At 64.1% G+C, this 26,783-nt stretch carries 29 protein-coding genes; 13 read left to right on the top strand and 16 right to left on the bottom strand.

Translation table 11 applies throughout. The features are described 5' to 3' along the window. Together PLAV_RS03775 and PLAV_RS03780 are read left to right on the top strand one after the other, a co-directional pair. A complete protein-coding gene (locus PLAV_RS03775) occupies positions 1-861 on the top strand; it encodes a universal stress protein (protein WP_011995656.1) in 861 nt (286 codons plus the stop codon). A 30-nt stretch (positions 862-891) separates the two neighbouring features. After that, positions 892-1,263, top strand: coding sequence for a hypothetical protein (locus PLAV_RS03780; protein ID WP_011995657.1), 372 nt, complete (start codon positions 892-894; stop codon positions 1,261-1,263). 30 nt (positions 1,264-1,293) lie between these two features. Here PLAV_RS03780 and PLAV_RS03785 read toward each other — a convergent pair whose 3' ends face one another. Continuing rightward, positions 1,294-2,418: a beta-ketoacyl-ACP synthase III gene (locus PLAV_RS03785; protein WP_011995658.1), complete on the bottom strand. Its 1,125-nt coding sequence runs from the start codon at positions 2,416-2,418 to the stop codon at positions 1,294-1,296. Positions 2,419-2,581: 163 nt separating this feature from the next. Here PLAV_RS03785 and PLAV_RS18725 point away from each other — a divergent pair, with 163 nt between their 5' ends. Next, a complete protein-coding gene (locus PLAV_RS18725; protein WP_011995659.1) occupies positions 2,582-3,253 on the top strand; it encodes a pyridoxamine 5'-phosphate oxidase family protein in 672 nt (223 codons plus the stop codon). Here PLAV_RS18725 and PLAV_RS03795 read toward each other — a convergent pair whose 3' ends face one another. The 3 genes from PLAV_RS03795 to ygfZ form a co-directional block, all read right to left on the bottom strand. Beyond that, positions 3,254-3,925, bottom strand: coding sequence for a bactofilin family protein (locus tag PLAV_RS03795; protein WP_011995660.1), 672 nt, complete (start codon positions 3,923-3,925; stop codon positions 3,254-3,256). A 136-nt stretch (positions 3,926-4,061) separates the two neighbouring features. Beyond that, positions 4,062-4,658, bottom strand: a complete 597-nt coding sequence (locus tag PLAV_RS03800) for a DNA-3-methyladenine glycosylase I (RefSeq protein WP_011995661.1) — start codon at positions 4,656-4,658, stop codon at positions 4,062-4,064. Beyond that, on the bottom strand, positions 4,648-5,547 hold the full coding sequence (gene ygfZ / locus PLAV_RS03805) for a CAF17-like 4Fe-4S cluster assembly/insertion protein YgfZ (protein WP_168713173.1): 900 nt from the start codon (positions 5,545-5,547) through the stop codon (positions 4,648-4,650). Before ygfZ ends, PLAV_RS03800 begins: the two co-directional genes overlap by 11 nt. A 153-nt stretch (positions 5,548-5,700) precedes the next feature. On the opposite strand from ygfZ, the gene PLAV_RS03810 reads away from it, so the two are divergent. Together PLAV_RS03810 and PLAV_RS03815 are read left to right on the top strand one after the other, a co-directional pair. After that, the gene (locus PLAV_RS03810; RefSeq protein WP_011995663.1) at positions 5,701-6,696 is read left to right on the top strand and encodes a glycosyltransferase family 9 protein; all 996 of its coding nucleotides are present in this window, start codon (positions 5,701-5,703) and stop codon (positions 6,694-6,696) included. After that, a complete protein-coding gene (locus PLAV_RS03815) occupies positions 6,693-8,030 on the top strand; it encodes a dihydroorotase (protein ID WP_011995664.1) in 1,338 nt (445 codons plus the stop codon). Before PLAV_RS03810 ends, PLAV_RS03815 begins: the two co-directional genes overlap by 4 nt. A 103-nt stretch (positions 8,031-8,133) precedes the next feature. Here PLAV_RS03815 and PLAV_RS03820 read toward each other — a convergent pair whose 3' ends face one another. Continuing rightward, positions 8,134-8,406, bottom strand: coding sequence for an usg protein (locus PLAV_RS03820; RefSeq protein ID WP_011995665.1), 273 nt, complete (start codon positions 8,404-8,406; stop codon positions 8,134-8,136). A gap of 280 nt (positions 8,407-8,686) precedes the next feature. On the opposite strand from PLAV_RS03820, the gene acuI reads away from it, so the two are divergent. Genes acuI through PLAV_RS03840 form a run of 4 tightly spaced genes read left to right on the top strand, consistent with a single transcriptional unit; the run spans position 8,687 to position 13,797 of the window. Beyond that, entirely contained in the window at positions 8,687-9,679 is a 993-nt protein-coding gene (gene acuI / locus PLAV_RS03825) for an acrylyl-CoA reductase (NADPH) (RefSeq protein WP_011995666.1), read from the top strand. Between the two features lie 18 nt (positions 9,680-9,697). Beyond that, a complete protein-coding gene (locus tag PLAV_RS03830; protein ID WP_011995667.1) occupies positions 9,698-11,554 on the top strand; it encodes an AMP-binding protein in 1,857 nt (618 codons plus the stop codon). Between the two features lie 15 nt (positions 11,555-11,569). Further along, on the top strand, positions 11,570-12,211 hold the full coding sequence (locus tag PLAV_RS03835; RefSeq protein WP_011995668.1) for a LysE family translocator: 642 nt from the start codon (positions 11,570-11,572) through the stop codon (positions 12,209-12,211). Between the two features lie 41 nt (positions 12,212-12,252). Next, on the top strand, positions 12,253-13,797 hold the full coding sequence (locus PLAV_RS03840; RefSeq protein WP_011995669.1) for an acetolactate synthase large subunit: 1,545 nt from the start codon (positions 12,253-12,255) through the stop codon (positions 13,795-13,797). Positions 13,798-13,889: 92 nt separating this feature from the next. On the opposite strand, the gene PLAV_RS03845 is transcribed toward PLAV_RS03840, so the two are convergent. The 3 genes from PLAV_RS03845 to PLAV_RS03855 form a co-directional block, all read right to left on the bottom strand. After that, positions 13,890-14,186, bottom strand: a complete 297-nt coding sequence (locus PLAV_RS03845) for a hypothetical protein (RefSeq protein WP_011995670.1) — start codon at positions 14,184-14,186, stop codon at positions 13,890-13,892. 191 nt (positions 14,187-14,377) lie between these two features. Continuing rightward, positions 14,378-14,797 (bottom strand): TIGR02301 family protein, encoded by a 420-nt coding sequence (locus tag PLAV_RS03850; RefSeq protein WP_049767703.1) that lies wholly within the window; start codon positions 14,795-14,797, stop codon positions 14,378-14,380. An 87-nt stretch (positions 14,798-14,884) separates the two neighbouring features. After that, entirely contained in the window at positions 14,885-15,850 is a 966-nt protein-coding gene (locus PLAV_RS03855) for an NAD(P)H-dependent flavin oxidoreductase (protein WP_041535831.1), read from the bottom strand. A 118-nt stretch (positions 15,851-15,968) separates the two neighbouring features. Between PLAV_RS03855 and PLAV_RS03860 the strand changes: the two genes are divergently transcribed. Next, on the top strand, positions 15,969-16,745 hold the full coding sequence (locus PLAV_RS03860) for a DUF6655 family protein (protein WP_011995673.1): 777 nt from the start codon (positions 15,969-15,971) through the stop codon (positions 16,743-16,745). Positions 16,746-16,747: 2 nt separating this feature from the next. Then, complete coding sequence (locus tag PLAV_RS03865; protein ID WP_011995674.1) at positions 16,748-17,911, top strand: PQQ-dependent sugar dehydrogenase; 1,164 nt, start codon at positions 16,748-16,750, stop codon at positions 17,909-17,911. Between the two features lie 232 nt (positions 17,912-18,143). Here PLAV_RS03865 and PLAV_RS03875 read toward each other — a convergent pair whose 3' ends face one another. The 6 genes from PLAV_RS03875 to PLAV_RS03900 all read right to left on the bottom strand — a co-directional run bounded on the left by PLAV_RS03875 (position 18,144) and on the right by PLAV_RS03900 (position 22,226). Further along, a complete protein-coding gene (locus tag PLAV_RS03875) occupies positions 18,144-18,605 on the bottom strand; it encodes an anthrone oxygenase family protein (RefSeq protein ID WP_011995675.1) in 462 nt (153 codons plus the stop codon). A gap of 45 nt (positions 18,606-18,650) precedes the next feature. Continuing rightward, complete coding sequence (locus tag PLAV_RS03880) at positions 18,651-19,805, bottom strand: L-lactate dehydrogenase (protein ID WP_041535833.1); 1,155 nt, start codon at positions 19,803-19,805, stop codon at positions 18,651-18,653. A 127-nt stretch (positions 19,806-19,932) separates the two neighbouring features. Then, complete coding sequence (locus PLAV_RS18730) at positions 19,933-20,403, bottom strand: MarR family winged helix-turn-helix transcriptional regulator (RefSeq protein ID WP_011995677.1); 471 nt, start codon at positions 20,401-20,403, stop codon at positions 19,933-19,935. A gap of 10 nt (positions 20,404-20,413) precedes the next feature. Next, a complete protein-coding gene (locus PLAV_RS03890; RefSeq protein WP_011995678.1) occupies positions 20,414-21,196 on the bottom strand; it encodes an SDR family NAD(P)-dependent oxidoreductase in 783 nt (260 codons plus the stop codon). Positions 21,197-21,278: 82 nt separating this feature from the next. Beyond that, entirely contained in the window at positions 21,279-21,644 is a 366-nt protein-coding gene (locus PLAV_RS03895; RefSeq protein ID WP_011995679.1) for a hypothetical protein, read from the bottom strand. Between the two features lie 99 nt (positions 21,645-21,743). Further along, the gene (locus PLAV_RS03900; RefSeq protein ID WP_012109639.1) at positions 21,744-22,226 is read right to left on the bottom strand and encodes a Fur family transcriptional regulator; all 483 of its coding nucleotides are present in this window, start codon (positions 22,224-22,226) and stop codon (positions 21,744-21,746) included. A gap of 84 nt (positions 22,227-22,310) precedes the next feature. Between PLAV_RS03900 and PLAV_RS03905 the strand changes: the two genes are divergently transcribed. Continuing rightward, the gene (locus tag PLAV_RS03905; RefSeq protein WP_012109640.1) at positions 22,311-23,045 is read left to right on the top strand and encodes an SOS response-associated peptidase; all 735 of its coding nucleotides are present in this window, start codon (positions 22,311-22,313) and stop codon (positions 23,043-23,045) included. Positions 23,046-23,206: 161 nt separating this feature from the next. Here the strand turns inward: PLAV_RS03905 and PLAV_RS03910 are convergent, their stop codons facing one another. After that, positions 23,207-23,674, bottom strand: a complete 468-nt coding sequence (locus PLAV_RS03910) for a GNAT family acetyltransferase (protein WP_012109641.1) — start codon at positions 23,672-23,674, stop codon at positions 23,207-23,209. A gap of 119 nt (positions 23,675-23,793) precedes the next feature. On the opposite strand from PLAV_RS03910, the gene PLAV_RS03915 reads away from it, so the two are divergent. Further along, the gene (locus tag PLAV_RS03915) at positions 23,794-25,137 is read left to right on the top strand and encodes a hemolysin family protein (protein WP_012109642.1); all 1,344 of its coding nucleotides are present in this window, start codon (positions 23,794-23,796) and stop codon (positions 25,135-25,137) included. Between the two features lie 199 nt (positions 25,138-25,336). Here PLAV_RS03915 and PLAV_RS03920 read toward each other — a convergent pair whose 3' ends face one another. After that, on the bottom strand, positions 25,337-26,752 hold the full coding sequence (locus PLAV_RS03920) for an FAD-binding oxidoreductase (RefSeq protein ID WP_012109643.1): 1,416 nt from the start codon (positions 26,750-26,752) through the stop codon (positions 25,337-25,339). Positions 26,753-26,783: the final 31 nt, after the last annotated feature.

Consider the following 26,783-nt stretch of genomic DNA (forward strand, 5'->3'; position numbering starts at 1 on the left):
ATGTCCGTCCGTAAGATTCTCGTCCCTCTCGCCGGCCGGCCGGAGGATGATGAAGTGCTCGCGACGGCTTTGTCGGTCGCCGCCGATTTCGAGGCGCAATTGGTCGGCCTGTTTGCCCGGCCGGATCCGAGTGAGGCCTTGCCTTACCTCGGAGATGGCGTCTCCGGCCAGGTGATCGAGGATTTGATGCAGGCCGCGCGTGAAGGCGCCGACCAGGCCTCGGGCCGCGTCCGTGCGGCGCTGGAAAAGGCGGCTGCCGCCAAGGGCATTCCGGTCGCGGCCAAAGGCGCCGAGCCGCAGCTGCCCTCCGCGCGCTTTCTCGACGTGACCGGCCGCCGCGATGAAGTCGTGGCCGCCCATAGCCGCCTTTCGGATCTCATTGTCTTTGGCGAAGGTACAACTGGGTCGGCAGGCGGCTCGGCGCTTGAAGCAGCCATGATGAGCGCCGGACGCCCGGTTCTCATCGCGCCGAAAAAATCATGGTCGCCCGTCGGCGGCACCGTCGCCATCGGCTGGGACGAGAGTGCCGAAGCCGCGCGCGCCGTGACAGCGGCGATACCGTTTCTCGAACGGGCGAAATCGGTCACGATCCTCTGCATCGGTGGCAAGGAGCTCGATCCTGGCCCCGGTTCCACCCTTGCGGATTATCTGGCGCTCCATGGCGTTATCGCGGACGTGCATCTGGTCGACGCGCAGACCCGCGCCCATGGCGAGGTGCTTCTCGAACAGGCTGAGAAGTCGAAGACCGATCTTCTCGTAATGGGCGGCTACAGCCACAGCCGCCTCCGGGAATTCATCATTGGCGGCGCGACGCAGCATATCCGTTCGCACGCCACGATCCCCGTGCTGATGGCACACTGAAATATCCAACGGAAAGAAACGGAAACGTCGATGACCCTCTATCACGTCCATATGACTCTCGCCCGCAACGAAGAATTCCCCGATGGTTCGCCCGCGCATGGCTACGATCTGGTGGTGCCGCTCGACGGCGAGATGATGCTGGATCCGCAGGGCTGGAAAGAGCACGCGAAGGAATGTGTTGTGCGCCGCTTTTGGCCGGGCGAGGGCGACCAGAAAGGTCTCCTGCGTCACGTCGGCCGCGGCTGGGCAATCGACTACGATACTTCGACGCCGGATGTCGATGAGCCTTTCTTCAAGCTCGACCGTCACGAGTTCAAGGCAGGTGAATATCTCTCCGTCACCGAACAGGACGGCGACATGCGCACCTTCCGCATCGTTACGGTTGAGCCGCTGAAGAAGTAGGCAGGTGCCGCGGGGGAGAGAGGCGGGAAATCAGGCCCGCTTCCTCACCAGCACATTGCCCGCGGAATAGCCCGCACCGAAGCTGCAGATCAGTCCCAGATCGCCTTCTTTCAGGTCTTCGCTGAATTTGCTGAAGGCGATGATGGAACCGGCCGAACTCGTGTTCGCATACTCCTGCAGGATGTTCGGCTGCTCGCCCGGCTCGGGGTCGCGGCCCAGCACCTTGCGGCCGATGAAGTCGTTCATGTTCTTGTTGGCCTGGTGCAGCCACATGCGCTTCAGGTCTTTCGGGTCTAGGCCTTCATCCGCCATATGCTCGAGAATGAGCTGCGAGACCATCGGCACGACTTCCTTGAAGACCTTGCGGCCTTCCTGCACGAAGAGCTTGTCCTTCGCGCCGATGCCTTCGGGCGTAGCGCGGTTGAGGAAGCCGAAATTGTTGCGGATATTGTTGGAGAACTTGGTGAGCAGGCGCGTCCCGAGAATTTCCCACGCTCCTTTTGCCGTGCAGGTTTCCTCGCGCTCCATGATGATCGCGGTGCACACGTCGCCGAAAATGAAGTGGCTGTCGCGGTCGCGGAAGTTGAGATGTCCCGAGCAGATTTCCGGGTCGACGATCAGCACGCAGTCGACCGAGCCGGAGCGCAACATGTCATAAGCGGTCTGGATCGCGAATGTCGCGGAGGAACAGGCGACATTCATGTCGAAGCCGAACCCCTCGATGCCGAGCAGTTCCTGAACCTCGACGGCAATGGCGGGGTAGGGGCGCTCGAGGTTCGAGCAGGCAACGAGTACCGCGTCGATATCCGCCGCGGTCTTGTTCGCGCGTTTCAGCGCCTTCTGTGCCGCGTCCACCGACATTTCCGCGAGGATCGATGGCTCGTCGTTCGAGCGTTGGCGAAGGCGCGGCGCCATGATGTCCGGGTCCACGATGCCGGACTTGTTCATGACATAGCGCGCTTCGATGCCCGATGCCTTCACGATGAAGTCGGCATTCGACTCGACCATCGGCTCAGCCTCGCCGCGCGCAATGGCGTCGGCATTATCCTCGTTGTGCTTTCGCACATAGGTATTGAAGGTTTCGACGAGTTCAGCATTGCTGACGGAATAGGGCGGCGTGAATACGCCCGTGCCGCTGATGACGACTTTAGCCACTTTTCACCTGATTCTTCTTGATCTCGTTGCCGGCGTGCATCCGGAGCATGGTTGCTTTTGTACCGGATTGAATGATGCGGCTTTCCCCCAGCCACTCCTATAAAATAGAACAGCTGAAGAATGGATTCCACTGCCGAACGGCGTGTGAGCGGAAGGAGTTGCAATGGCGGACGGCGCGGCTGCCGAAGGAGCGTCTTGTGCCCTGCCCGAGATGCCTTATGAGGGCGAGACGCTCCGCGCCTTGACCCTTTCGGACATGGGCGAGCTGGCCTTTGCCCTGCCGGCCCGGGGAGTGGCAGATGCCGCTTCGCCCCTGCGTAAACCTGTCTTTGCCACGCTGTCCGCTAGTGGCGCGCCGGCCGTCAGGACGATTTTCCTGCGGGCTCTCGATCGTGCGTCTCGCCGCCTTGTCGCTTTTACAGATAGCCGCTCGACGAAAGTGGCGGAGATCGCGCGGGACGGGCGGGCATCGCTCCTGTTCTACGATCCGCGTTCGGATGTGCAGGTGAGGCTCTCGGGCCGGGCGGTCATCCGTTCGGGCGATGATGAGGCAGCTGAAGCCGCGTGGCAGGGCGCGCCTCTTTCGAGCCGCCGCGCCTATCTTGTTACGGCCGCCCCGGGCAGCCCAAGCCTGGTGCCCGCCTCCGGCCTCCCGGCCGATGTCGAAGGAATGATTCCATCGGCCGAGCGGCTCGAAAGCGGCCGCGTTAATTTCGCGCTGCTGGAGTTCGCCTTCGATGAGGCGGACATCCTTGTTCTCAGCCGTACAGGCCACCGCCGCGCCCGCATCCGCTGGCAGGCGGATAAGGCGCGGATGGAGTGGCTTGTACCCTAGCTAGATCATCGACGCGGTGCGTGTGCCGTTCTCGTTGCTGTCGCTTCGCGTCGCGTCGCTCTTGATGTCGCCATTGCCGGACTTCGAGCCAATGCGGGCAGTCTCCTGCCTGTCGTCGGATTTGGTGTCCTCCGCCGCGCGGATTTCGCCGCTCACCTGGCCGCCTTGCTCCACCTTCAGCTCGCCATAACGCACCGTGCCGGTAACGCGGCCCGACGAATTGATGGTGAGGCACTTCTTCACGGTCAGCGTCCCGTCGAACTTCCCGTTCACTTCGGCCTCGTCGACCGTCGCCTCGCCGCGCACATCGCCGGTTTCGGAGATAGTCAGCGTTCCGCTTTCGATCGTCGCCTGCACGTCGCCTTCGATGACGAGCGAGTCGCAGGACTGGATTTTGCCTTCAAGCTTCAATCCGCGCCCGACATGCAGGTTTGCAGCGTGTGCGACGGAAGCGGATGACGAAGGAGCTGTAGATTGAAGAGTGCGCACGGGCGGCTTCCTTGCTTGATAGGATGGGGTGATGACGCGCGTACCGGAATTATCGCGGTCGCGCTCTTCGGGATTTATGTCTGGCGGTGTTTGCGTCGGATTGGCTTCCGCCGCGCGCGCGCCGGAAGCTTCCGGCGCTGGCGCCGGATCGGACTCGGAAACACCCTTTGGGCGTTTGAACATTTTGATTTTCCCCTCCACTGACTGGAACGGCTGAAGAATAGGGTTCCAACGTGGCCCGCATGTGCCGACAATGTGGCGGAACATTGATTCCGCCGACACAGCAGGACATAACGACGCTTAATTATTGGTTGGGGATTCAAACCATTGCGGAACAAGTCGCGTGCCGTGGACACGTGACGAGATGGTCGTTGACGATGCCGACCGCCTGCGCGAACGCATAAACGATCGTCGGTCCGCAGAATTTGAAGCCGCGCGCCTTCAGCGCCTTCGACATCGCAATGCTCATCGGCGTTTCCGCCGGCACATCGCCGATGCGCTTCCACTTGTTCACCTGCGGCTTGCCGTCGGTGAAATCCCACAGGAAGTCGGCGAAACTGCCATCCTTCTCCATGATGTCGAGCCAGGCGCGCGCATTGCCTATCGTCGCTTCGATCTTCCCGCGATGGCGGATAATGCCGGGGTTTTTCAGCAGTTTTTCCACGCGCGCGGGCGTGTACCGCACGATCCGCTCGGGTTCGAAACCGTCAAAGGCCTCGCGGAAACTCTCGCGCTTTCTCAGGATCGTGATCCATGAGAGCCCGGCCTGAAACCCGTCCAGCACCAGCTTCTCGAAAAGCGCCCGGTCGTCATATTCCGGCACGCCCCATTCCTCGTCGTGATAGGCCAGATAAAGCGGGTCTTCTCCCGGCCAGGGGCAGCGGCCCGCCTCGCTCGCCATTGCCTTATTCGCCATCGGCCGCTTCCTCTTCGCTGCCATCGAGATCGATATGCAGCCACGACGGCACTTCCGGCCGGATTTCGGCATATCCCGCTTCCAGCACAGAGCCGCGAATGAGGTCCAGCCGAAGCAGCGCCAGCACCCGCGATGTTTCCGCGTCGCCCGAAAGGATGGTGCCCACCTCGCGCGCCACGCCCTTCACCTGCGTGCCATGCGGCGGCATATCGCCTTCCACATGCGCGGGCAGCAGCCGTTTGCGCACACTGCCGCGCCGCTTCGTCCGCGACGTCACTTCCTGTCCGACGAAGCAGCCCTTGTGGAAGTCGATTCCGTTAAGCTCGGCTATATTCACCTCGAGAGGAAAGGTCCGGTCCGGTTCAAAATCCTGCGCGGCATCGCCCACCCCATGCATTATTCGCAGCCGGTGGTACTCATCCTCGCCTGCTTCCCGCGCTTTCGCCGCCGAAATCGCCTTCCCTACCTCGCCGGAAGCCAGGATCGCCCGCCGTCCCATGCCCGGAAGCCGGGGATCCGCAAAGCCCGGCCCTTCGGTGAGCGGGCTCCCGTCCTCGTTCCACAGCGCCAGCACCGCCAGCTTCTCGCTCAGGTCTTCGATCGTCACCTTGGCGCGTAATTTATACATGGTGAGCCGCTTCATCAGCGCCTCCGCCCGCGCGCCGTCGCAATCCAGCAGCACCGCGTCCTTGTCGGCCGGGTCGGCGGCTATGAAGAAGTCGAGAAGGAATTTGCCCTGCGGCGTCAGCAAGGCGGCATAGATGGCCGTCATGCCGGTCGCGAGATCGACATTATTGGTGACCAGCCCCTGCAGGAAGCTCCGCGCCTCCGGGCCCGCGACCCTCAGAACCCCGCGCTTCGAAAGCGCCGAGGCCAACGCCCCTGTCATGTCCTGCCTCGTTTCGTTCCAGGCACCAGATGTAGGCCCCGCATGCGCCATCCGCAAGCACCCCCAACCTTGGCATCGGCCCCGCCGCCACCTATAACGCCTTGGATCGGGAGGCCCCTGGCGGCGAACCTTCCGCCCGGGAGCAGGTTTTACATGCGCGTTCTCTTTATTGCCTCAAATCGCATCGGCGATGCCGTCCTCTCGACGGGCCTCCTGGGCGGTCTGATGGAGCGCTACCCCGGCGCCGAGTTCTGGGTCGCCTGCGGCCCGCTGGCGGTCCCGGTCTTCAGCCACGCCCCCGGCGTCACGCGCATCATCGTCATGCGCAAGGAAAAGCGCGCCGGTCACTGGCGCAAGCTCCTCAAGGCCACGATGTTCCGCCGCTTCGAGGCCGTGGTCGATCTGCGCGGCTCGGCCACCGCCTGGGCGCTCTGGACGAGGAAGCGCCACATCCTCAAGGCCGATCACACACTCCACCGTGTTGTCCATAATGCGCAGGTCGCGGGCTTCGAGCCGCCGCCGTCTCCCCGCGTCTGGCCGGGCAATGAAATGCGTGCCCGCGCCGCCGCCGCCATCCCGGAAGGGGTGCAGGTCCTCGCCATGGGCCCTGCCGCCGCCTGGGTCGGCAAGATGTGGCCGGCCGAGCGTTTCGCCGAGCTCGCCCGCCGCCTCCTCGCGCCCGGCGGCGCCATGGAAGGCGCCTATCTCCTCGTCACCGGCGGACCGGCAGACCGGAAAGTGTGCGAACCCGTCCTCGAAGCCGTGCCGGCGGATCGCCGTATCGACCTCATTGGCGCCGGCATCGACGAAACGGCCGCCTTCTTCGAGCGGATAAGGCTCTATGTCGGCAATGATTCCGGCCTCATGCATCTCGCCGCCGCCGCCGGTGCGCCGACCATCGGCCTTTTCGGGCCGAGCGACGACGCCATCTATGCGCCCTGGGGTCCGAAAACCGTCGCCGTCCGCGTGCCTCGCGCGCTGGGCGAGGTGAGGGCGGCGGAAGACACCGAGAAGGGTTGGCATAGCCGCTCCCATATGGAAGACCTCGCGGTCGAAACCGTCCTCGACGCAGCCCACGCCCTGCTGGCACAAACAGGCGCGAGCGGCCAGAATGCCGTGCCTGTCCCGGAAAAAGGAAATCCTTCGTGAGCATGACCTACGATCTCGTCTTCCGCGGCGGCACCATCGTCAATCATGACGGCACCGGCCTCGCCGATGTCGCGATAAAGGACGGCCGCATCGCCGCCATCGGCGATCTCTCCCGCGCCAGCGCGGCGGAAACGGTCGACGTGAAAGGCCTGCACATTCTTCCCGGCGTCGTCGACAGCCAGGTCCATCTCCGCGAGCCCGGCAACGAGCACAAGGAAGACCTCGCCTCCGGCGGCCGCGCCGCCGCGCTCGGCGGCGTCACGTCGGTCTTCGAAATGCCGAACACCGCGCCGCCGACGACAAATCCCGACGCCATCACCGACAAGGTCAATCGCGCGCGCCACCGCATGTATTGCGACTTCGCCTTCTATGGCGGCGCCACCACGCAGAATGTCGACATCCTCGCCGATATCGAGCGGACGCCCGGCTGCTGCGGCATCAAGGTCTTCATGGGCTCCTCCACCGGCACATTGCTCGTTGAAAAGGACGAGGACGTGCTGCGTGTGCTGAAGGCGATCAATCGCCGTGCCGCTTTCCATTCGGAAGACGAGTTCCGCCTGCGCGAGCGCCGCGAGCTGGCGCTGCTCGGCCATGTCGAGACGCATCATGTCTGGCGCGACGCCGAAGCCGCCCTTCTCTGCACCACGCGCGTTCTCCGTCTCGCGCGCGAAGCCGGCAAGCGCATCCATGTGCTGCACATTTCGACCGCCGATGAAATGCCGATCCTCGCGCAGAACAAGGACATCGCCACCGTCGAAGTCACGCCTCAGCACCTGACGCTCGCCGCGCCCGAATGCTACGAGGCGCTCGGCACGCTGGCGCAGATGAACCCGCCCATCCGCGGCCATGAGCATCGCGCCGGTCTGTGGGAAGGCCTCGCCGCAGGCATCGTCGACGTGCTCGGCTCCGACCATGCGCCGCACACCATCGAAGAGAAAGAGCAGACCTATCCGAAGTCGCCCTCCGGCATGCCCGGCGTGCAGACGCTGGTGCCGGTGATGCTCAATCACGTGAACGAGGGCCGCCTCTCGCTTCAGCGTTTCGTGGACCTGACATCGGCCGGCCCGCAGCGCATCTTCGGCATGTCCCGCAAGGGCCGCCTCGCGGTCGGCTACGACGCCGACCTCACCATCGTCGACATGTCGGCGGAGCGCACCATCGAGGATAAATGGATCGCCTCGAAATGCGGCTGGACGCCTTACAACGGCATGAAGGTCAAAGGCTGGCCCATCGGCACCGTCGTCCGCGGCCACCGCGCCATGTGGGAAGACGAACTCCACGCCGAAGCGACCGGCGAACCGATCACCTTCGTCGAGAACCTCCCGCGTCATTGAGCGAAACCACTTGAATGCTTGTCATTGCCGGGCTTGACCCGGCAATCCAGAAGCCGCGCAAGCGGCGTCGCCCTTCACGAGACTCGTGCTGCTTCCGCAAGCCTCAGTGAATCGTCGCCACGAAATCCGCCCGGATCAGCTCGCTAGGATGGATCACCCGCCGCGTGCCGACGCGCACCGAATGGATCGGTCCCTCAAGCTCCCGCGACCAGAAGTCGAGAAACTTGCTCAGCGCCGGATATTTCGGTTCGAGGTCGTAATCCTGCCAGAGATAGCTCTGCAGCAGCTTCGGATGGTCGGGCATCCGGTAGAGAATTTCGGCTGTCACCAGTCGGTAGCCTTCGATCAGCTTCTTCAGTTCCGAAACCTGTTTCACGCAACGCCTCCAGACCGAACAATCCAGAACAGAACATGTGTCAGTGAATCGTAGTCACCAAAATTACACACGTCGATATTGACAAACGCTGAGGTAAGCCGATTCGTTCAATAAAATCAGTGGCTTGGCACTCTCGCCCCTTGGTGAGTGCCAGCCGTCTCCCGCGCCGCCGCAGGTCCGTCCCTCGGCTGCTTGACCCCGCGCCGGATTTGGGTTCGTTTGTCGCCACAACAGGCACAAAAAACGCCACCCGGAGCCGTCAAACAGGAAGCCCTATCTCATGACCGATACGTTCCGCGCCATCCGTGTCTCCAAGGGCGAAGCCGGCCCGAAGGCCGATTTCGTGAACCTCACCGAAGCCGATCTGATGGAAGGCGACGTCACGGTCGCGGTCGATTATTCGACGGTGAACTACAAGGACGGCCTCGCCCTCACAGGCAAGGCGCCGATCATCCGCTCCTTCCCGCTCATCCCGGGTATCGACTTCTCCGGCAAGGTCGAAAAATCTTCCCATGCCGGTTTCAAGCCCGGCGACCGCGTCGTGCTGAACGGCTACGGCGTCGGCGAAGGCCATAATGGCGGCTATGCACAGAAGGCGCGCGTGAAGGGCGACTGGCTGGTGAAGCTCCCCGACGCGATCTCGAATGAGCGCGCCATGGCCATTGGCACCGCCGGCTACACCTCCATGCTCTGCGTCCTCGCGCTGGAGAAAAACGGCGTCACCCCGGACAAGGGCGACGTGCTGGTCACCGGCGCCGCGGGCGGCGTCGGCTCGGTCGCCATCGCGCTCCTCTCCAAGCTCGGCTACCGCGTCATCGCCTCCACCGGCCGCGCCTCGGAAGCCGATTACCTGAAATCCCTCGGCGCCTCGGACATCATCGACCGCAATGAACTCTCGGCGCCGGGCAAGCCCATCGGCAAGGAACGCTGGGCAGGCGCCGTCGATGCCGTCGGCAGCCACACGCTGGCAAACGTCCTCGCCATGACGAAATATGGCGGCGCTGTCGCTGCCTGCGGTCTTGCGCAGGGCATGGACCTCCCCGCTTCCGTCGCGCCTTTCATCCTGCGTGGCGTCACGCTCGCCGGCATCGACAGCGTCATGGCGCCGATGGAAAAGCGCGTCGAAGCTTACAAGCGCCTCGCCACCGATCTCGACATGAAGAAGCTCGACGCCATGAGCTTCCGCGCGAAGCTCGACGACGTGCCGAAGCTCGCGGAAGAAATCATCGCCGGTCATGTGCGTGGCCGCGCCATTGTCGATGTGAATGCGTAAGCGGAGCCGGGCCTCGAGATGACAAAACCTGAAGTGAACCTGCCGCCGTTCCGTTTCCCGAACTATGTCGAGCCGAGGCTCGAGATCGAGCATCGCGCCGATGGGTCGATCGTGATGCGCAATCCGCATCCCTTGCGCGGCGCGCCGGAAAATCTCATCGCGCCGATCCGCAAATGGGCGGTCGAAGCGCCGGATCGCGTCTGGCTCGGCAAGCGGAAAGCTGCAAAAGAAGGCTATGGCGAGTGGGAACTTCTCACTTATGCCGAAACAGACCGCAAGACCCGCGCCATCGCGCAGGCGCTGCTCGATCGCGGCCTCGATCAGTCTTCTCCGGTGATGATCCTCTCCGGCAATTCCATCGAACATGCGCTCATGACCTATGGCGCGATCCTCGCGGGCGTTCCCGTCGCGCCGGTCTCGCCCTCCTACAGCACCATGAGCACCGATTTCGACAAGCTCCGCTACGTCTTCGATCTCGTCGAACCGAAGCTCATCTTCATGCAGGAAGCCGCGCCCTTTGAACGCGGCCTCGCGGCGCTCAATCTCGATGGCGTCGAACTCGTCACCGTCGATGGGTCGCGCGGCACCGCCTTCGCCGATCTTCTCGCCACCGCGCCGGGCGATGCGGTGGAGGAAAGCTACGCGCGCCTGAACTACGACATGGTCGCGAAATATCTCTTCACCTCCGGCTCCACCGGCATGCCGAAAGCCGTCATCACCACGCAGCGCATGATGTGCGTGAATTCGGTGATGCCGAAAAGCGTGACGCTGGAAGAAGAAAACGAGGAGCCCTCCGTCCTTCTCAACTGGCTCCCCTGGAACCATTGCTTCGGCGGCAACGCTATCCTGAATAATCTGCTCGTCTCCGGCGGCACGCTCTATATCGACGGCGGCCGCCCCGTCCCCGGCGGCTTCGCGGAGACGGTGCAGAACCTTCGCGAGATCGCGCCCACCGCCTATTCCAATGTCCCCGCCGCCTACACCATGCTGGTGGACGAGCTGGAAAACGACGAGGCGCTGGCGAAGAATTTCTTCTCGCGCATCCGCACCCTTGCCTATGGCGGCGCTGCCCTGAGCCAGGATCTCTACGACCGCATCCAGAAGGTCGCTATCCGCACCGTGGGCGAGCGCATCGTCTTCTCGTCCGGGTACGGCGCCACCGAAACCGCGCCGACCATCTGCAACGTCCATTGGCCGACCGAGCGCATGGGGCTTCTCGGCCTGCCGCTGCCCGGCATCGAACTGAAGCTCGCCCCCGTCGGCCAGAAGATGGAAGTTCGTGTGCGCGGCGAGTGCATCACGAAGGGCTACTACAAGAACGAGGAGAAAACGCGCGACGCCTATGACGAGGAAGGCTTCTACCGCCTCGGCGACGGCGCCCGCTTCCTCGATCCGGAAAACCCGCTCGAAGGTCTCGTCTTCGACGGGCGCGTGGCCGAAGACTTCAAGCTCTCCACCGGCACATGGGTAAGCGCGGGCAAGCTCCGCGTCGATGTCGTCGCTGGCTCGAACGGTGTCCTGTCCGACGCGCTGGTCGCCGGTCTCGACCGCGCCTTCATCGGCATCCTCGGCTTCCCCAACATTCCCGCCTGCCGCAACATCGCGGGCGATCCCTCGCTTGCCGCCGAAGACCTGATCCGTCATCCAGCCGTGCTGGAGCGTCTCGCCGAAGGCATGCGCATGCACAACAAGGGCAATCCCGGCTCAAGCACCCGCATCGTCCGTGCGCTGCTCATGGCCGAGCCGCCCAGCGTCGATGCGGGCGAGCTCACCGACAAGGGCTATATCAATCAGTCGGTGGCGCTCGGCCGCCGCGCGGCTCTCGTGGAGAAACTTTATGCCGATCCGCCGGGCAACGACGTTGTCGTCGTATGACGATCGTTCCTGCCCATGATTGATTTCGGACTGGTTGCAAACGGCGTTGCAATCGGCGTGGCTGTTGCCGCGCCCATCGGCCCGGTCAACCTCATCGTCATTCGCCGCACGCTCCGCTATGGCTGGCTGAACGGCTTTCTGTCGGGCGGCGGGGCCGCGGCGGGCGATGCGATTTTCGCCGCCATCGCCGCCTTCGGCCTGACCGCGGCTGTTGATTTCGTCATCCGCTTTGAAACCGTGCTGCAGTTCATCGGCGGCTTCTTCCTCATCGGCCTCGGCTTGCGCACATGGTTTGCGCAGCCTCATTTCGGTGACGAGGCCCCGATCAGCATTTCCGGGGCCATGGCGGGCGTCTTCGCCGCCACCTTCGTCCTCACCATCACCAATCCGGCCACCATGCTCGGCTTCATCGCCATTTTTGGCGGTCTTGCCGGTCTGGCCGATGCGGGCGAGGATTACGGCCATGCCGCCACTATCGTCCTCGCCGTCATGGCGGGCTCGATCCTCTGGTGGGCGTCCGTCTCCGGCTTTGTCAGTCTGTTCCGCCATCGCATGAACGATCGCGTGCTGGTCATCGTGAACCGCGTTTCCGGCGCCTTGATAGGTCTCTTCGGCCTGATCGTGCTTGCGCGGGTCGTGGCGATATATTTGCTTTAGTCTCGGAAAACCGAAAACAATTCTATAGGGAGAGCGGCGACATGAACGGTGCGGAAAGTCTGGTAAGGACGCTGGTGGGCTCCGGCGTCGAGGTCTGCTTCTCCAACCCCGGCACTTCGGAAATGCATTTCGTCGCCGCGCTCGACAAGGTCGAAGGCATGCGCGCCATCCTCGGCCTCTTCGAAGGCGCCGTGACGGGCATGGCGGACGGCTATGGCCGCATGGCAGAAAAGCCCGCCGCCACGCTGCTCCATCTCGGGCCTGGCCTCGCAAACGGCCTCGCCAATCTCCACAACGCCCGCCGCGCGCAGACGCCCATCGTCAACATCGTCGGCGACCACGCCACTTATCACGCGCAGTACGACGCGCCGCTCGCCTCCGACATCGTCGGCTTCGCGCGGCCCGTCTCCGGCTGGGTGCATTCCTCCACCAGTCCGAAAACCGTTGCCGCCGATGGCGCCCGCGCGGTCCATGCCGCCATGCAGCCGCCCGGCCAGATCGCAACGCTCATCCTCCCCGCCGACACCGCCTGGCTCGACGCCGAACACCCCGCGCCGAAGCTGCCGCTGACGGCGCCCGCCGAGGTTTCTTCTTCCGCCGTCGATGCCGCCGCCAAGGCGCTGAAAAACGGCAAGAAGACCGCAATCCTCGTGCGAGGCCAGGCATTGAAGGAGCAGGGCCTCGCCGCCGCCGGCCGTATCGCCGCCGCCTCAGGCGCGCGCATCATGTGCGACACCTTCGCGCCCCGCCTCCAGCGCGGCGCAGGCCGCGTCGTCATCGAGCGCATTCCCTATTTCGCCGAGCAGATGGTCGAAACGCTGGCGAGTGTCGAGCAGTTGATTCTCGTCGGCTCGAAGCCGCCCGTCTCCTTCTTCGCCTATCCGGGAAAGCCGAGCTGGTGCACGCCCGAAAGCGCCGACATCATCTATCTCGCCCATCCGCATGAAGATGGCACCGCCGCGCTCGAAGCCGTCGCCTCCGCCATCGCCGCGCCGAAGGAGCCGGCGAATGTCGCGCCTCTGCAAAAGCCGGATCTGCCGAAGGGCGCGCTCGACCAGTTCACCGCCGGGCAGATCATCGCGCATTATCTCCCCGACGGCGCCATCATCTCGGACGAAGCCGCCACCTCCGGCATCGGCTCGATGATCGCGACGACAAACGCCGCGCCGCACGACCATCTCTCGCTCACCGGCGGCGCCATCGGCCAGGGCCTGCCGCTCGCTACCGGCGCGGCCGTCGCTTGTCCCGACCGCAAGGTCGTCTGCCTCCACGGCGATGGCGGCGCCATGTACACGCTGCAATCTCTCTGGACGCAGGCGCGCGAAAAGCTCGACGTGACGAACATCATCTTCGCCAACCGCTCCTACGCCATCCTGAACATCGAGCTGATGCGTGTCGGTGCCGAAAACCCCGGCCCCAAGGCGCTCTCGATGCTCGATCTCCACAACCCGGAACTGAACTGGGTGCAGCTGGGGCAGGGCATGGGCGTCGAGTCCACCCGCGTCGAAACGGCGGAAGAATTCGCCGAAGCCTTCTCCTCCGCCATGAAGCAGAAGGGCCCGCGTCTCATCGAAGTGATGCTGTAAGAGCGCGAAAAATAAAAAGGCTGCCGTCCCGGGATTCATTCCCTCGACGGCAGCCTTTTACATTTTGAATGTCTGAAGCGGTCGCGCGACGCCTAGTTCAGCACGCGGTTCAGCGAGAACTCGCCCTGGCGCACGCGGTCGGCAAGACCGTTCGCCATCTCGGCAACGGCATCCTCGCCATAGGCTTCGACCATGTCGGACAGCGCGGCGAAAATCGCCGTCGTCGCCAGCACGTCGGCTTCCACGCCTTCGCCCAGTGCTTCGTCCCAGGCGTCGAGAATGTTCTGCAAGGCAACGCGGCGCTGCTCGGATTCCGTCAGCGGCGAAACATCGTATCCGTCTTCGTCGAGCGGACCGAACGTGGCGTCTCCTGGAAAATCTTCTGCCATGGTCCCTCTCTTCGGCTCTTTCTTCTCCGGCAGTTGCGCCGGGGAACTCATCGCCTTTTTAACATACTCACGGCGAATGTCTCCCGTTTCGTGAAAGACAGGTTAACAACTCCCATATCGGTTGAATCACACAAGCCCCCGGCGATAACCACAAGCCTTCGGTGGATATTGATGAGAGGGCGCCCGCCGGTCTAGCGGCCATACCCGCCGGAAGCCAGTTCGTCCGCCAGTCTCTGCCCGTCCTGCATCAGCTTGTCGGCCTGGCCCGCCGCCGTCGATGTGCAGGTCTGATAGCTGTTCCGGTAGCGGTGATAGGCATCGTTGAAGCGCTGGATGAGCTGTTGCCGCTCCGTTTCGGAGGGATCGGCAACGCCCATCATCTCGATCATCTTGTTCCGCCACAGCGGCCCTTCATTGGTGCCGCACAGCGTCCGCAAATGGTGAACGGCGCCCAGCACCTCCGCGAGCTGCATCATGCTGCCGGGAAGCGCCGCGCGGGCAGGGGGCATCGGCGCGGCGGCAAGCATCAGCGCGGCCAGCAGCGCGCAAACCGCCCGCTTCCGCCCGCGCATGAAGCCTTCTGTCCCGAATATGGACAATCCCTGTTTCATTCCGCCTCGAATTCCCTTCCGTCTCTATGAAAGACGGGGTCCGGTGGAACTCGGTGCAGGAAACGGGCCCGCCGCCGGCCGGTTCGGTCAGGCGTATTGCTTCAGCCGCGCCAGAACCTCTTCGGCCTCCGCCATCGTCTTCTCGACGATCTCGGCTGCCGTCAGCACCTCGTGAATGCCGCCCGCGCCCTGGCCCATCGCGAAGCAGGAGCGGTCGCGCTCCAGCCCCTCGATCTGCCCGCCAATGCCGCCCATCACATTGTTCTGATGCGACAGGATCGCCTGCTGCGGGAAGGGCTGGATGTCCTGCGGGCGGCTCTCCCAGTCCTGCACATAGGGATTGTTGAACACGCGCATCGTCTTGCCGGAATAGCAGCGCGTCACGATCGTGTCCGTGTCCTTCGCATCCACGATCACCTGCCGGTACATCTCGCCCGCATGGCTTTCCTTCGCCGCGATGAAGCGCGTACCCATCCAGACGCCCTGTGCGCCGAAGGCCAGCGCCGCCGCAAGCCCGCGCCCGTCCACGATGGAGCCGGCCGCGATCACCGGGATCGACTTCACCGCGTCCACGATCTGCGGGATCAGCGCCATGCCGGCCACCTTGCCCGTATGTCCGCCGCCTTCCGTCCCCTGCGCGATCACACCGTCAAGCCCGGCCTGTTCGCCCGCCACCGCGTGTTTCACCGTGCCGCAGACATTCATCACCTTCATGCCTGCATCATGCAGCTTCTTCAGGATGTTGTTCGGCACGCCGAGACCGGAAATGAACGCCGTCGCGCCTTCCTCGATCATGATGTCCGCCGTCCGCTCCAGCGATTCCGGCACCGCCGCCAGAAGGTCGACGCCGAACGGCTTGTCCGTCAGGTCCTTCACCTTCTTCATCTGTACGCGGATTTCGTCCGGCTGCAGCCCCGCCATGCCAAGCGTGCCGAAGCCGCCCGCATTGGAAACGGCGGCGACGAGTTCCGCATAGGAAACCCCGCCCATGCCGGCCAGCATGATCGGATATTTGATGCCGAGAAGGTCGCAAAGCGGCGTACGGATGGTCATGAGAAGGCTCCCTGAAACAGGCGGGCGCATTCTGTCGCGCGCCCCGCAAAGTAGTTCGGATACCTAACTAAAAACCCGAAGGGCTTTTCTGTCAAGGTTCAGTGAGGAGAAGCCCTGCGTGAGCCAAGTCGCGGAAAGCCGCCACATTTCGCCGCGCCGCCACATTTTCGTCCCCTCCTGCGGCGAAGCTCCGGTTATGACAGCTTTTCCCAGGCACTCCATGGGCTCTCGCCCCTTTATTCCCCTCGCTTTTGCCGCCATGACGGCCCTCCTTCTCGCCGGCTGCACCACCGAGCGGCGAACCGCCCCTTCGCGCACCGCGACCGAGCAATTGATGATTTCCGCCGCCGCCGACCGGGCCGCGCAAAACCTCTCGATCGCCATTCCGGCCGGCACGAAGGTCTTCGTCGATTCCACCTGGTTCGAGGGCACGGACAGCAAATATGCCATCGCCGCCATCCGCGACCGGCTGCTCCGCCGCGGCGCTCATCTCGTTGAAAAGCGCGAGCAGGCCGCCATGATCGTGGAGCTTCGTTCCGGTGCCCTGTCGATAGACGAAAATTCGCTCATCGTCGGCATCCCGCAATTGGATGTGCCGATCCCGCTGGCGGGCAGCCTCGGCGTGCCGGAGATCGCGCTCTTCAAGCGCGCGCGGCGTCAGGGCGTCGCAAAATTCGCGGCAACGGGCTACGACGCCGAAACCGGCAAACTCATCTCCAGCTCCGCCTCCGATTTCGGCTTCTCGCAGCAGACCGAATTCGATGCCTTGTTCTTTATCTCATGGACCACAAGCGACGTGATGCCCGAAGAGACGGGCAAAATTCTGGGGCCGTCTCCGACCTCCGCCCATCAGGGCGAGGTCGCGAAAGGCAGTCCCGGTTCCCAAAGGAGATGATTATGCGCCGCCTTCCGAGCCTGTTCGTTGCCGCCGGCCTCGCCGCCGGTATGGCGGTCCCCGCCTTCGCGGTGGACAAGACTTACGACACGGAGGAAGCCTCCATCCGCGTTGAAACAGTGGCAGGCGGTCTCAAGCATCCCTGGGGTCTCGCCTTTCTGCCGGACGGCAACATGCTCGTCACCGAGCGGCCGGGTTTCCTCCGCATCGTCACGCCGGAAGGCAAGATAAGCGAGGCGATCTACGGCGTGCCGGAAGTCGACGCTCGCAGCCAGGGCGGATTGCTCGACGTCGCGCTCGACCCGGACTTCGAGGAAAACCGCCTCGTCTACCTGACCTATTCGGAAAAAGGCGACACCCCGGAGGACAAAAACAAAAACGGCACCGCCGTCGCGCGCGGCCATCTCACCGAAAGCATGTCGCCGCAACTGAAGGATGTGGAAGTCATCTTCCGCCAGCAGTCGAAGGAAGCGAGCACAAATCATTTCGGCTCGCGTCTCGTCTTCGACCGCGAAGGTCATCTCTTCGTCACGCTGGGTGAGCGCCAGCAGGAAAAATTCCGCGGCCAGGCGCAGGACCTCTCATCCCATCTCGGCAAGATCGTCCGCATCATGCCGGATGGCAGCGTGCCCGAAGATAATCCCTTCGTGGGCAAGGAAGGCGCGCTCCCGGAAATCTGGTCATACGGCCACCGCAATCCGCAAGGCGCCGCCCTCAATCCCGAAACCGGCGCGCTCTGGGAAAACGAACATGGGCCGCGCGGCGGCGACGAGATCAACATTCCCGAGCCCGGCAAGAATTATGGCTGGCCCGTCGTCTCCAACGGCGTCAACTACAGCGGCACGCCGGTCGGCACTGGCGAAAAATCCGCGCCCGGCATGGAAGACCCGCATTATCAGTGGACGCCCTCCATCGGCGCTTCCGGCATGGCCTTCTATACGGGCGACGCCATCCCCGAATGGAAAGGCAACCTCTTCGTCGGCGGCCTCGCCATCCCGAGCCTCCGCCGCCTCACCCTGGACGGCGACGAGATAACGGCCGAAGAACCCCTCCTCGAGGACCTCGGCCTCCGCATCCGCGACGTCCGCCAGGGCCCCGACGGCGCCCTCTACCTCCTCACCGACGACGAAGAAGGCCAGATCCTCCGCATAACGAAAGCGGAGTAGGGCACTTCTTCCCCTCTCCCCATTGGGGAGAGGGAAGGGGCCCGCCGAAGGCGGGAAGGGTGAGGGGCCTTTTCGCAAGACTCCGATCCGGCGGAGTTTCTTTGCCTAAAATAAGTGTCATCCCGGGGCTTGTCCCCGGGACCCAATCCACGCCTCTACGAGTTTTGAAGCCAATGGGTCGCGGGAATAAATCCCGCGATGACATCTGTTTTCTCTCAAGCGCCGAACTTGACTACACCGCCTCCCGCCGCGCCCCGAGCGCGCTCACCGCGACGCAGATGAACGCCGCGAAGGTGAGGCCCGCATTCACCGCATGGCCATATTCCCATTGTGTGCGCAGCATGTCCCAGTTCTCAGGCACCGCCGTCCAGTTTGCTGTCGCCTGGTTCGCCGGATAGATGAACGCGAAGAAGAGAAGCAGCACCGCCGCCATGAGAACGGCGCCCGCCGCCGCGAACAGGCACGGCATCCGCTGCCGCCGCAGCGCAACGGCCAGCGCAAGATTGGCTAGAAGCGATCCGATGAGAACGACGCCGAACAGGCTCCAGCCGCGATAAATGCCCTGCGCGGTGAAATAATCCTCCTGCGTCAGCCCGATCTTGTTGGGCAATGCAAAGAAATGCGCCCCCGCCGGAACAAGCGCGAGCGCGGCAAGAACAAGTGCCGCAAACGAAAGATATGGAACAGATCTCATCACGTCCTCCTGATGATCCGCCCCTCGCGCCCTGTCTAACGCTTCTCACGCAATCGCGCTGCTGTCGATATCCCGCGCCCGCGTAAATCCCGTCAGTGCCTGCGCCACATGCATTTCCTGCCGCATCGTGCCGAGCATCGCCTTCACGCCCGCTTCCCCCTGCGCCGCCAGCGCAAAGGCCCAGGCGCGGCCGAGCAGGCAGGCATCCGCCCCCCTCGCTCTCGCCTTCACGATGTCGAGCCCGCTCCTGATGCCGCCATCGAGCAGAAGCACCGTCCTGTCGCCCACTTCCTCGCGGATCGCGGGCAGCGCGTCGAGCGTCGCCGGCGTCCCGTCGAGCTGCCGCCCGCCATGGTTGGAAACGACAATGCCTTCGGGTGCCACTTCCGCCATCGCGAGCCGCGCATCCTCGCGGTCCATCACTCCCTTGATGATGATTTTACCCGGCCAGTTCGCGCGCACCCATTCGAGGTCTTTCCACGTCATGGCCGGGTCGAGGTTCTGCGCGACCCACGCGCCGAATTCGCCGAAGCCGCGCGCATTCGGCACCGCCTCGCGCAAATTTCCGAAATCGAGCGGCTTGCCGCCCAGCGCCACGTCGCGGATCCAGCCCGGCCGCTTCGCGAAATCCATCGCCACCTTCAGCTTCTTGCCGAGCGACATTGCCGTGTTCATGCCGTTGCGTGTGTCGCGGTAGCGCGCGCCGAGCACGGCGAGGTCGACCGTGAACACGAGCACCGGGCATCCCGCCTCATGCGCGCGTTGCATCAGCGCGCGGGCATAGCCCCGGTCCTTGATGACATAGAGCTGAAACCAGAAAGGCACGCTCGTCGCCTTCGCCACTTCCTCGATCGCGCAGATGCCGACGGTGGAAAGCGTGAACGGCACGCCGAATTTTTCCGCCGCCTTCGCCGCCTGCACCTCGCCGCGCCGCGCATACATGCCCGCAAAGCCCACAGGCGCCAGCGCCGCCGGTATCTTCCATTGCGTCCCGAAGATCTCCGCCGATGTGTCGATGGTCGATACATCGCGCAGCACCCGCTGGCGAAGCTTCAGCCGCCGGAACGCCGCCACATTGTCGTCCAGCGTCGCCTCCGCATAGGAGCCGCCATCGATGTAATCGAACAACTGCGTCGGCAACCGCCGCCGCGCCAGCTCCCGGTAGTCCGAAACCGATACCGGATTGAGATTGAGACTCATGACGTTCCTCCCCGTGAGACGGCCCTTCACCTCGCTCTCCCTCTCCACTCGGGGAGAGGGAGGGGGCCCGCCGGGGCGCCGTCAGGCGCATCGGTGGGAAGGGTGAGGGGGCGCGCCAACCGCTGATTCAGCTATCCCCCGCATCCACCGGCGCATTGTCCCGCTTCGCGTCGATGATATAGGCAAGCTCCTCGAACGCATCGAGCATTGCGTCCGTATTGCCCTCGTCGAGCAGCGACGGCAGATAGCGCGCCAGCGCCGTTTCGAATTCGCGATGCTTGGCGAGGCCCTTCCGCGTCAGCGTCAGATGCACGCTGCGTCCGTCCGACTTGTCCGGCGTCCGCTGGATGAGCCCGCGACGTTCCATGTCCGCGATGAGGCCGGAAGCCGTCGGCTTCCGGATCGCCGCTTCGACGGCCAGTTCGCCCGCCCGCTTCGGCCCCCGCTTCAGGAACAGCAGAAAGCGGTATTGCGGGATGGTGATTTCCATCTCCCGCGCGATCTGCTCGAACTGGCGGAACAGCACCACCACCGTGCGCGCCATCAGAATGAGGCGCCGGTCGAGGTCCTCGTCGATGGTGCTGTCCCGCTTGTCCATGTCTGTCCGGTCAGAAAATGGCGTAGCCGCCGTCGATCACAAAAGTGTCGCCCGAATGATAGGACGAAGCATCCGACGTGAGATAGACCGCCACGCCGCCGAAATCGCCCGGCTCGCCCCAGCGCCTGGCCGGCACGCGCGGGATGACCTTTTCCGCGAAGGCCGGCGCCGCCTGCGCCTGCGCCGTCATGTCGGTCGCGATCCAGCCCGGCAGGATGGCGTTCGCCCGCATCCCGTAGCGCGCATGTTCGACCGCGATGCTCTTGATCATGGAGATGACGCCGCCCTTGGTCGCCGCATAGGCTTCGTTCCGCGCCGCGCCTTCGATGGCGGCAAGGCTTGCGATGCCGACGAGAGAGCCGCCCGCATCGCCGGCCTTCGCGCGGTCCACCATGTGCCGCGCCGCCTCGCGCAGCGTGAAGAACACGCCGTCGAGATTGACGGCCAGCGTCTTGCGATAGGTCTCGGTCGTCATCCCGATGAAGGACGGCGCGCCGAAGCCGACGCCGGCATTCGCGAAGACGCTGTCGATGCGCCCGAGTTCCTTCACCGTCGCGCCGATCCCGTCCACGACCTGGGCCTCGTCCGACACGTCGACTTTGCGCGTATAGACTTTCACGCCATGCGCGCGCAGCTGCTCGGCGGCGCGCTTGTTCTTGTCTTCATTCGTGCCCCAGATGGCAATGTCCGCGCCAGATTGCGCAATGGCGTCCGCCATGCCGAGGCCGATGCCGCCATTGCCGCCGGTGACGAGCGCAACCTTTCCTGAAAGATCGAACGGTTTATAGCTCATGGTTTCTTCTCCCTGATTTTGTTGTTCCGGGTTCTTGAATTCTCGATGCGGCAGCGAGCCTTGCGGGCGGCGCCCGCGCCGGTCAATTACCCTTTCGGGGGAAGGACGTCGTTCCGGGCTCTTTCTGTGCCATTGCCTCGCGCGCCTCTTCCTGGAGTTCCGCGCAGACGAAATAGGGCTTGAAGTCCAGCGCCTCGGGGTCGGGCGGGATCTGGCATGAATAGATCGACGGCCCCTTCTGCAGGATCAGCGCCGTGCCGAGATTGCCACGGATTTCATATCCGTCGCCTGCAAGGGTCGTCAGCGACTTGTCGGTCGCGACGAACGGGCCGGAGCGCGAGCCCGTATCGAATTTGCCCGTTCCGGTCAGCGGTTCCACAGCGGCGGCCGCACTGCAGAGCCCTGCGCTGAACACGAGCGCAAGCGTGAAAACGGTCCGGGGGGTCATGGTTGTGGTGGCTCCGGTTGAAGGGGAACGGGTGGAGCGGCCATTCTAGATCATTTTCCGGCGTTTCCGCATCCGTCTTGCCGGAAATAGGTCCATTCCCTAGCTGACGCAGCGTACGCAAACGCCGGAAATTTCCACGATCTTCCGTTCGGCCTTGAAACGCGCTCGCCCGGCCACGGCCTCAAGCGCCGTTTCCAGCCGCGGATCGACGATTTCCTCGGTCGCTCCGCATTGGCGGCAGATCAGGAACTGGCCGGAATGCGGCGCCCCCGCCTCGATGCAACCGAGATAGGCGTTGAGCGATTCGATCTTGTGGATCAGCCCTTCGCCCATCAGGAAGTCGAGCGCCCGGTAGACGGTCGGCGGCCGGGCCGATTTGTGGCTCCGCGACAGCTCGTCCAGCACGTCATAGGCGCCCATCGGCTTGTGGCTCTTCCACACGATCTGCAGCACCTTTTCGCGCAAGGGCGTCAGTTGCGCGCCGCGCTGCTCGCAAAGCGTCCGCGCCGTCGCCAGCGCATCGTCGATGCAGGCCCGGTGATTGTGGGAGGTATGTGCCTGTGCCGCGCCGCGCGCTGCCATGTCGTCTCCTTCGGCTTGTCCGCCCAATGGTACAACATAACATCCCCTTTTGTCCTTCCCCGCGACTCGCCTTAACGTCGCGCCATGTGCGGACGTTTCACCATCACTTCGCCCCCTGAGGCCATGCGCGGCCTTTTCGGCTATGTAGATCAGCCGAATTTCCCCCCGCGCTACAACATCGCGCCCACCCAGCCCGTGCCCATCGTGCTGTTCGAGGGCGGCCGCCGCCGTTTCCTCCTCGTCCGCTGGGGCCTCGTCCCCTCCTGGGCGAAGGAAATGCCGCAATCTCTCCTCATCAATGCGCGTGCCGAGACCATCGCCGAAAAGCCGAGCTTTCGCGGCGCCTTCCGCCACCACCGCGCGTTGATGCCGGCCGACGGCTTCTATGAATGGAAAACGGTGGGGAAGGGGACGAAGCAGCCTTTCCTCATCCGCCGGCGCGACGGCAAGCCCTTCGCCATGGCCGCCATCTGGGACACATGGATGCCGTCCGGCGGCAGCGAGCTCGATAGTTGCGCCGTGGTGACGACGGAAGCAAACGAGACCCTCGCCCCCATCCACCACCGCATGCCCGTCATCCTGGACGAGAAGGACTGGCCCCGCTGGCTCGACCCGGCGGCAACCGAAAAGGAACTCCTCGCCCTGTTGCGCCCCGCGCCCGATGATCTCCTCGAAGCCATACCCGTCAGCACACGGATCAACCGCGTGGCGAACGACGACGCCTCCCTCCAGACCCCCGAACTGGTCGCCCCCGAATCCGAAAAACCCGCCCGCAAGAAAGCCCCCGAGCCCGACACGCGGCAGATGGGCCTGTTCTGAAAGCCCAAAAAATAAATGTCATCCCGGCGAAAGCCGGGACCCATTGGTTCCCTCAGCAGGAGAGATGACCCTCACCGCCGCTCCGCCACCGGGCCATGAGAAGATCAAACAGAAATCGAGTTGGATTGGGTCCCGGCTTTCGCCGGGATGACACCTTTCTTCTAGGTCTCGTCACCCCGTGACGCATGCGGCACCATCCGCTTCGACATCACCACAACCTCATCCTGTGCATAGCCGAGCTCCGCATAGAACCCCATCGCCTGCTCGTTCCCCCGCCGCACCATCAGATTGAGCTTCCACACGCCCCGCGCCCGAAGCCAGTCCTCCGCCGCCGCCATGATCGCCCGTCCGAGCCCCTCGCCGCGATGCGCCGGATCGGCGGCGACGTAATAGACCGCGCCCCGATGCCCGTCATGGCCCACCATCGCGCTGGCGGCGATGCGGCCCTCCCGCTCGAGCACCAGCACCTCCGAAGCAGGCCCGCCCCGCGCAAACGCGATGTCTTTCATCGGGTCGTTCCATGGTCGTGTCAGCCCGCACGCCTCCCACAGCGCCGCGAGCGCGGCTTCGTCCCCGTCGCGGGCCGGACGGACGGCGGCGGAACCTGATTCGATATCCATATGGGGCATGTGCCTTCTCCGGAGGGGAGGAAAAGCGCGGCAGTATAGCCCGATTGCGGCTCTCCGGCTTCCCCGTCGCGCAAAGCCGGATCATCCCCTATAATCTTTTTCCAGCCCCCGGGGACACCATGCTCTCGAACATCATCATCCTGCTCGTTCTGATCCTGCTGAACGGGTTTTTCTCGATGTCGGAGATGGCGGTCGTGTCCTCGCGCCGTCAGCGCCTTCAGGCCATGTTGACCCGGCGCAAGCGAACCGAGGGGGCGAGCCCCGCCGGGCCCGAAGCCGCCCTCCAGCTTCAGGCCGAGCCCGGCCGCTTCCTTTCCTCGGTGCAGATCGGCATCACCCTGGTCGGCGTCTTCACCGGCGCCTTCGGCGGCGCGACGCTCGCCGGCCCCATTTCCTCCTTCATGGTGGATTGGCCCTGGATCGGTCCTTACGCGCAGGAACTGGCCTTCGGCTTCGTCGTCATCATCCTCACTTATCTCTCGCTCATCCTCGGCGAGCTGGTGCCGAAGCGCATCGCCCTGTCGAACCCGGAGGCGATTGCGTCGGGCATCGCCCGTCCCATGGGCACGCTCGCGAAAATCCTCGGCCCCGCCGTCACCTTCCTCTCCTGGTCGACGGAAGCCGTCTTGCGCGTCTATGGCATCACCGGCCAGCAGGTGCCGCGCGTCACCGAAGAAGAAATCAGGCACATGGTGGAGGAGGGCGCCGCCTCCGGCGCCATCGAGGGCGTCGAGCGCGACATCGTGAACCGCGTCTTCCTGCTGGGAGATACGCGCGTCGCCGAAATCATGACGCCGCGCGTCCAGATGACATGGCTCGACGCCGAGGAAGCGGTGGAGAAAAACCTCGCCCTCATCCGTCAGTCCCAGCGCATGCGCTATCCGGTGCGGCGCGGCGCCAATGGCCCCTTCATCGGCATGGTGCGCCTCGAAGACCTGCACCTCCAGCCGCGCACCAATGAGGAGCTGCTCGCGCGCATGTCGCCGCCGCTCTACATCCCGCGCACGGCAAGCGTCCTGAAGGCCCTGAGCACGCTCCAGTCGGAAAGCATGTTCATGGCTTTCATCATCGACGAATATGGCGACGTCGTCGGCACGCTCACCATGTCGGAAATCTTCTTCGCCATGATCGGCGACCTGTCGGACCACGCCAATGAGCGCAACCCCGCCGTCACCATCCGCGAGGACGGCTCATGGATCATCGACGGCGTCGTCTCGGTCGACGAAATCCGCCGCCTGCTGAAACTCCACAAGCTGCCGGGCGATGAAAGCAACGAAGTGAACACGCTCGCCGGCGTCATGTTCAACTGGTTCGGCCGCCTGCCGCGCGAAGGCGACTACTTCGCCTGGAACGGCTACCGCTTCGAAGTCGTCGACATGGACGGCCCCCGCATCGACAAAATCCTCATCGTCCCCGCCCAGAACCTGCCGATAGGCAACGCCCTGGCGCGGAGTGCGGATTAGAGCGCACATTAAAAAATACTGTCATTGCCGGGCTTGACCCGGCAATCCAGTAGCCGCGAAGCGGCGTCCCTCTTCGCTAGATGTCATCCCGGCGAAAGCCGGGATCCATGGGCCGTTCGGCAAAATTCGATGGTCAGATGGACCCCGGCTTTCGCCGGGGTGACATTATTTTTGTGGCAAGATGGGGAAAGCAAACCCCCTACAAAACCTTCCCCGGATTGAGAATCCCCTTCGGGTCCAGCGCCTGCTTCAGCGCCCGCATCGCCGCCATCTCCACCGGCGATTTCGTCGCCGCGATCTCGTCGCGCTTCAGCCGCCCGACGCCATGCTCCGCGCTGATCGAGCCGCCCATCTCGCGCACGATGCCATGCACGATCGCATTCATCTCGCCCCATAGCGCCAGAAACGCCGCCCGGTCCATCCCAACCGGCTGGCTCAAATTGAAATGCACATTCCCGTCGCCGATATGTCCGAACGCCACCACCCTCACACCGGGCAGCCGCGCACTCACCGCCTCGCTCGCTCGCGCAATGAAATCCGCCATCTTCGACACCGGCACGGAAACATCGTGCTTGATGCTTCCGCCCTCCGCGCGCTGCACATCGGACAGGGCTTCGCGCAGCCGCCAGAAATCCGCCCGCTGCGTCTCCGAGCGCGCCAGTGCCGCATCGCTCACCAGCCCCTGGTCGAGCCCTTCGGCAAGCGCCGCCTCCATCGTCTCGGCCAGCCGCGCATCTTCCATCCCCGCCGTCATCTCGATCAGCACATACCAGGGATATTGATCCGCAAGCGGATCGCTCGCCCCCTCGATATGCCGCGTCACGAATTCGACGCCGATCCTCGGCACTAGTTCGAAAGTCGAAACCTGCCCGCCCGAAAGCCCGTCCGCCACCCGCAGCAGTTTCACCGCCGCCTCCACGCCCGGCACGGCGGCAAAAGCCGTCTCGACCGAAAGCGGCCGCGGAAAAAGTTTCAGCACTGCCCCCGTGATGATCCCGAGCGTCCCCTCCGAGCCGAGGAAAATCTGTTTCAGGTCATAGCCCGTATTGTCCTTGCGAAGCCCGGTGAGCCCGTCCCACACATCGCCATTCGCCATCACCACTTCGAGCCCCAGCACCAGGTCGCGCGCATTCCCGTAGCGCAGCACCTGCGTGCCGCCCGCATTGGTCGAAAGATTGCCGCCGATCTGGCACGAGCCTTCCGACGCAAGGCTGAGTGGAAAAAGCCTGTCCGCTTCCCGCGCCGCTTCCTGCGCGGCGGCCAGCGTCACGCCCGCATCGACGGTCAGCGTGTTGTTCTCAACGTCGATCCCGCGCACCGCATTCATCCGCGAAAGCGACAGCACGATCTCCTCGCCGCTCTCATCCGGCACCTGCCCGCCGACCAGCCCCGTATTCCCGCCCTGCGGCACGACATGAACCCCCGCCTCATGCGCAATCCGCATCACCGCCGAAACTTCCCCCACGCTCGCCGGCCGAACCACCGCCGCCGCCCGCCCCCGATAAAGCTCCCGCCGCTCGGCCAGATAAGGCGCCATGTCGCTTTCGCCATCGACGAAACCTTTCGGCCCCACGGCATCCTTCAAGCGCTGCAATATTTCGGGTGTGGGCTTCATTTGGGAGAGAACTTCATTTGGATGTCGAAAA

This window comes from Parvibaculum lavamentivorans DS-1, from assembly GCF_000017565.1.
Classification (GTDB): domain Bacteria; phylum Pseudomonadota; class Alphaproteobacteria; order Parvibaculales; family Parvibaculaceae; genus Parvibaculum; species Parvibaculum lavamentivorans.

What these genes read in the sequence shown, in the direction of transcription:
- PLAV_RS03810 (WP_011995663.1), top strand. Translation starts at nt 5,701, where the DNA reads ATGCGCGTTCTCTTTATTGCCTCAAATCGCATCGGCGATGCCGTCCTC.
- PLAV_RS03890 (WP_011995678.1), bottom strand. Translation starts at nt 21,196, where the DNA reads ATGAGCTATAAACCGTTCGATCTTTCAGGAAAGGTTGCGCTCGTCACC.
- PLAV_RS03875 (WP_011995675.1), bottom strand. Translation starts at nt 18,605, where the DNA reads ATGAGATCTGTTCCATATCTTTCGTTTGCGGCACTTGTTCTTGCCGCG.
- PLAV_RS03795 (WP_011995660.1), bottom strand. Translation starts at nt 3,925, where the DNA reads ATGTTCAAACGCCCAAAGGGTGTTTCCGAGTCCGATCCGGCGCCAGCG.
- PLAV_RS03780 (WP_011995657.1), top strand. Translation starts at nt 892, where the DNA reads ATGACCCTCTATCACGTCCATATGACTCTCGCCCGCAACGAAGAATTC.
- PLAV_RS03850 (WP_049767703.1), bottom strand. Translation starts at nt 14,797, where the DNA reads ATGAAACAGGGATTGTCCATATTCGGGACAGAAGGCTTCATGCGCGGG.
- PLAV_RS03880 (WP_041535833.1), bottom strand. Translation starts at nt 19,805, where the DNA reads ATGAGTCTCAATCTCAATCCGGTATCGGTTTCGGACTACCGGGAGCTG.
- PLAV_RS03900 (WP_012109639.1), bottom strand. Translation starts at nt 22,226, where the DNA reads ATGGCAGCGCGCGGCGCGGCACAGGCACATACCTCCCACAATCACCGG.
- PLAV_RS03800 (WP_011995661.1), bottom strand. Translation starts at nt 4,658, where the DNA reads ATGGCGAATAAGGCAATGGCGAGCGAGGCGGGCCGCTGCCCCTGGCCG.
- PLAV_RS03910 (WP_012109641.1), bottom strand. Translation starts at nt 23,674, where the DNA reads ATGCCCCATATGGATATCGAATCAGGTTCCGCCGCCGTCCGTCCGGCC.
- PLAV_RS03905 (WP_012109640.1), top strand. Translation starts at nt 22,311, where the DNA reads ATGTGCGGACGTTTCACCATCACTTCGCCCCCTGAGGCCATGCGCGGC.
- PLAV_RS03775 (WP_011995656.1), top strand. Translation starts at nt 1, where the DNA reads ATGTCCGTCCGTAAGATTCTCGTCCCTCTCGCCGGCCGGCCGGAGGAT.
- PLAV_RS03830 (WP_011995667.1), top strand. Translation starts at nt 9,698, where the DNA reads ATGACAAAACCTGAAGTGAACCTGCCGCCGTTCCGTTTCCCGAACTAT.
- acuI (WP_011995666.1), top strand. Translation starts at nt 8,687, where the DNA reads ATGACCGATACGTTCCGCGCCATCCGTGTCTCCAAGGGCGAAGCCGGC.
- PLAV_RS03835 (WP_011995668.1), top strand. Translation starts at nt 11,570, where the DNA reads ATGATTGATTTCGGACTGGTTGCAAACGGCGTTGCAATCGGCGTGGCT.
- PLAV_RS18730 (WP_011995677.1), bottom strand. Translation starts at nt 20,403, where the DNA reads ATGGACAAGCGGGACAGCACCATCGACGAGGACCTCGACCGGCGCCTC.
- PLAV_RS03845 (WP_011995670.1), bottom strand. Translation starts at nt 14,186, where the DNA reads ATGGCAGAAGATTTTCCAGGAGACGCCACGTTCGGTCCGCTCGACGAA.
- PLAV_RS03865 (WP_011995674.1), top strand. Translation starts at nt 16,748, where the DNA reads ATGCGCCGCCTTCCGAGCCTGTTCGTTGCCGCCGGCCTCGCCGCCGGT.
- PLAV_RS18725 (WP_011995659.1), top strand. Translation starts at nt 2,582, where the DNA reads ATGGCGGACGGCGCGGCTGCCGAAGGAGCGTCTTGTGCCCTGCCCGAG.
- PLAV_RS03915 (WP_012109642.1), top strand. Translation starts at nt 23,794, where the DNA reads ATGCTCTCGAACATCATCATCCTGCTCGTTCTGATCCTGCTGAACGGG.
- PLAV_RS03840 (WP_011995669.1), top strand. Translation starts at nt 12,253, where the DNA reads ATGAACGGTGCGGAAAGTCTGGTAAGGACGCTGGTGGGCTCCGGCGTC.
- PLAV_RS03855 (WP_041535831.1), bottom strand. Translation starts at nt 15,850, where the DNA reads ATGACCATCCGTACGCCGCTTTGCGACCTTCTCGGCATCAAATATCCG.
- PLAV_RS03920 (WP_012109643.1), bottom strand. Translation starts at nt 26,752, where the DNA reads ATGAAGCCCACACCCGAAATATTGCAGCGCTTGAAGGATGCCGTGGGG.
- PLAV_RS03895 (WP_011995679.1), bottom strand. Translation starts at nt 21,644, where the DNA reads ATGACCCCCCGGACCGTTTTCACGCTTGCGCTCGTGTTCAGCGCAGGG.
- ygfZ (WP_168713173.1), bottom strand. Translation starts at nt 5,547, where the DNA reads ATGACAGGGGCGTTGGCCTCGGCGCTTTCGAAGCGCGGGGTTCTGAGG.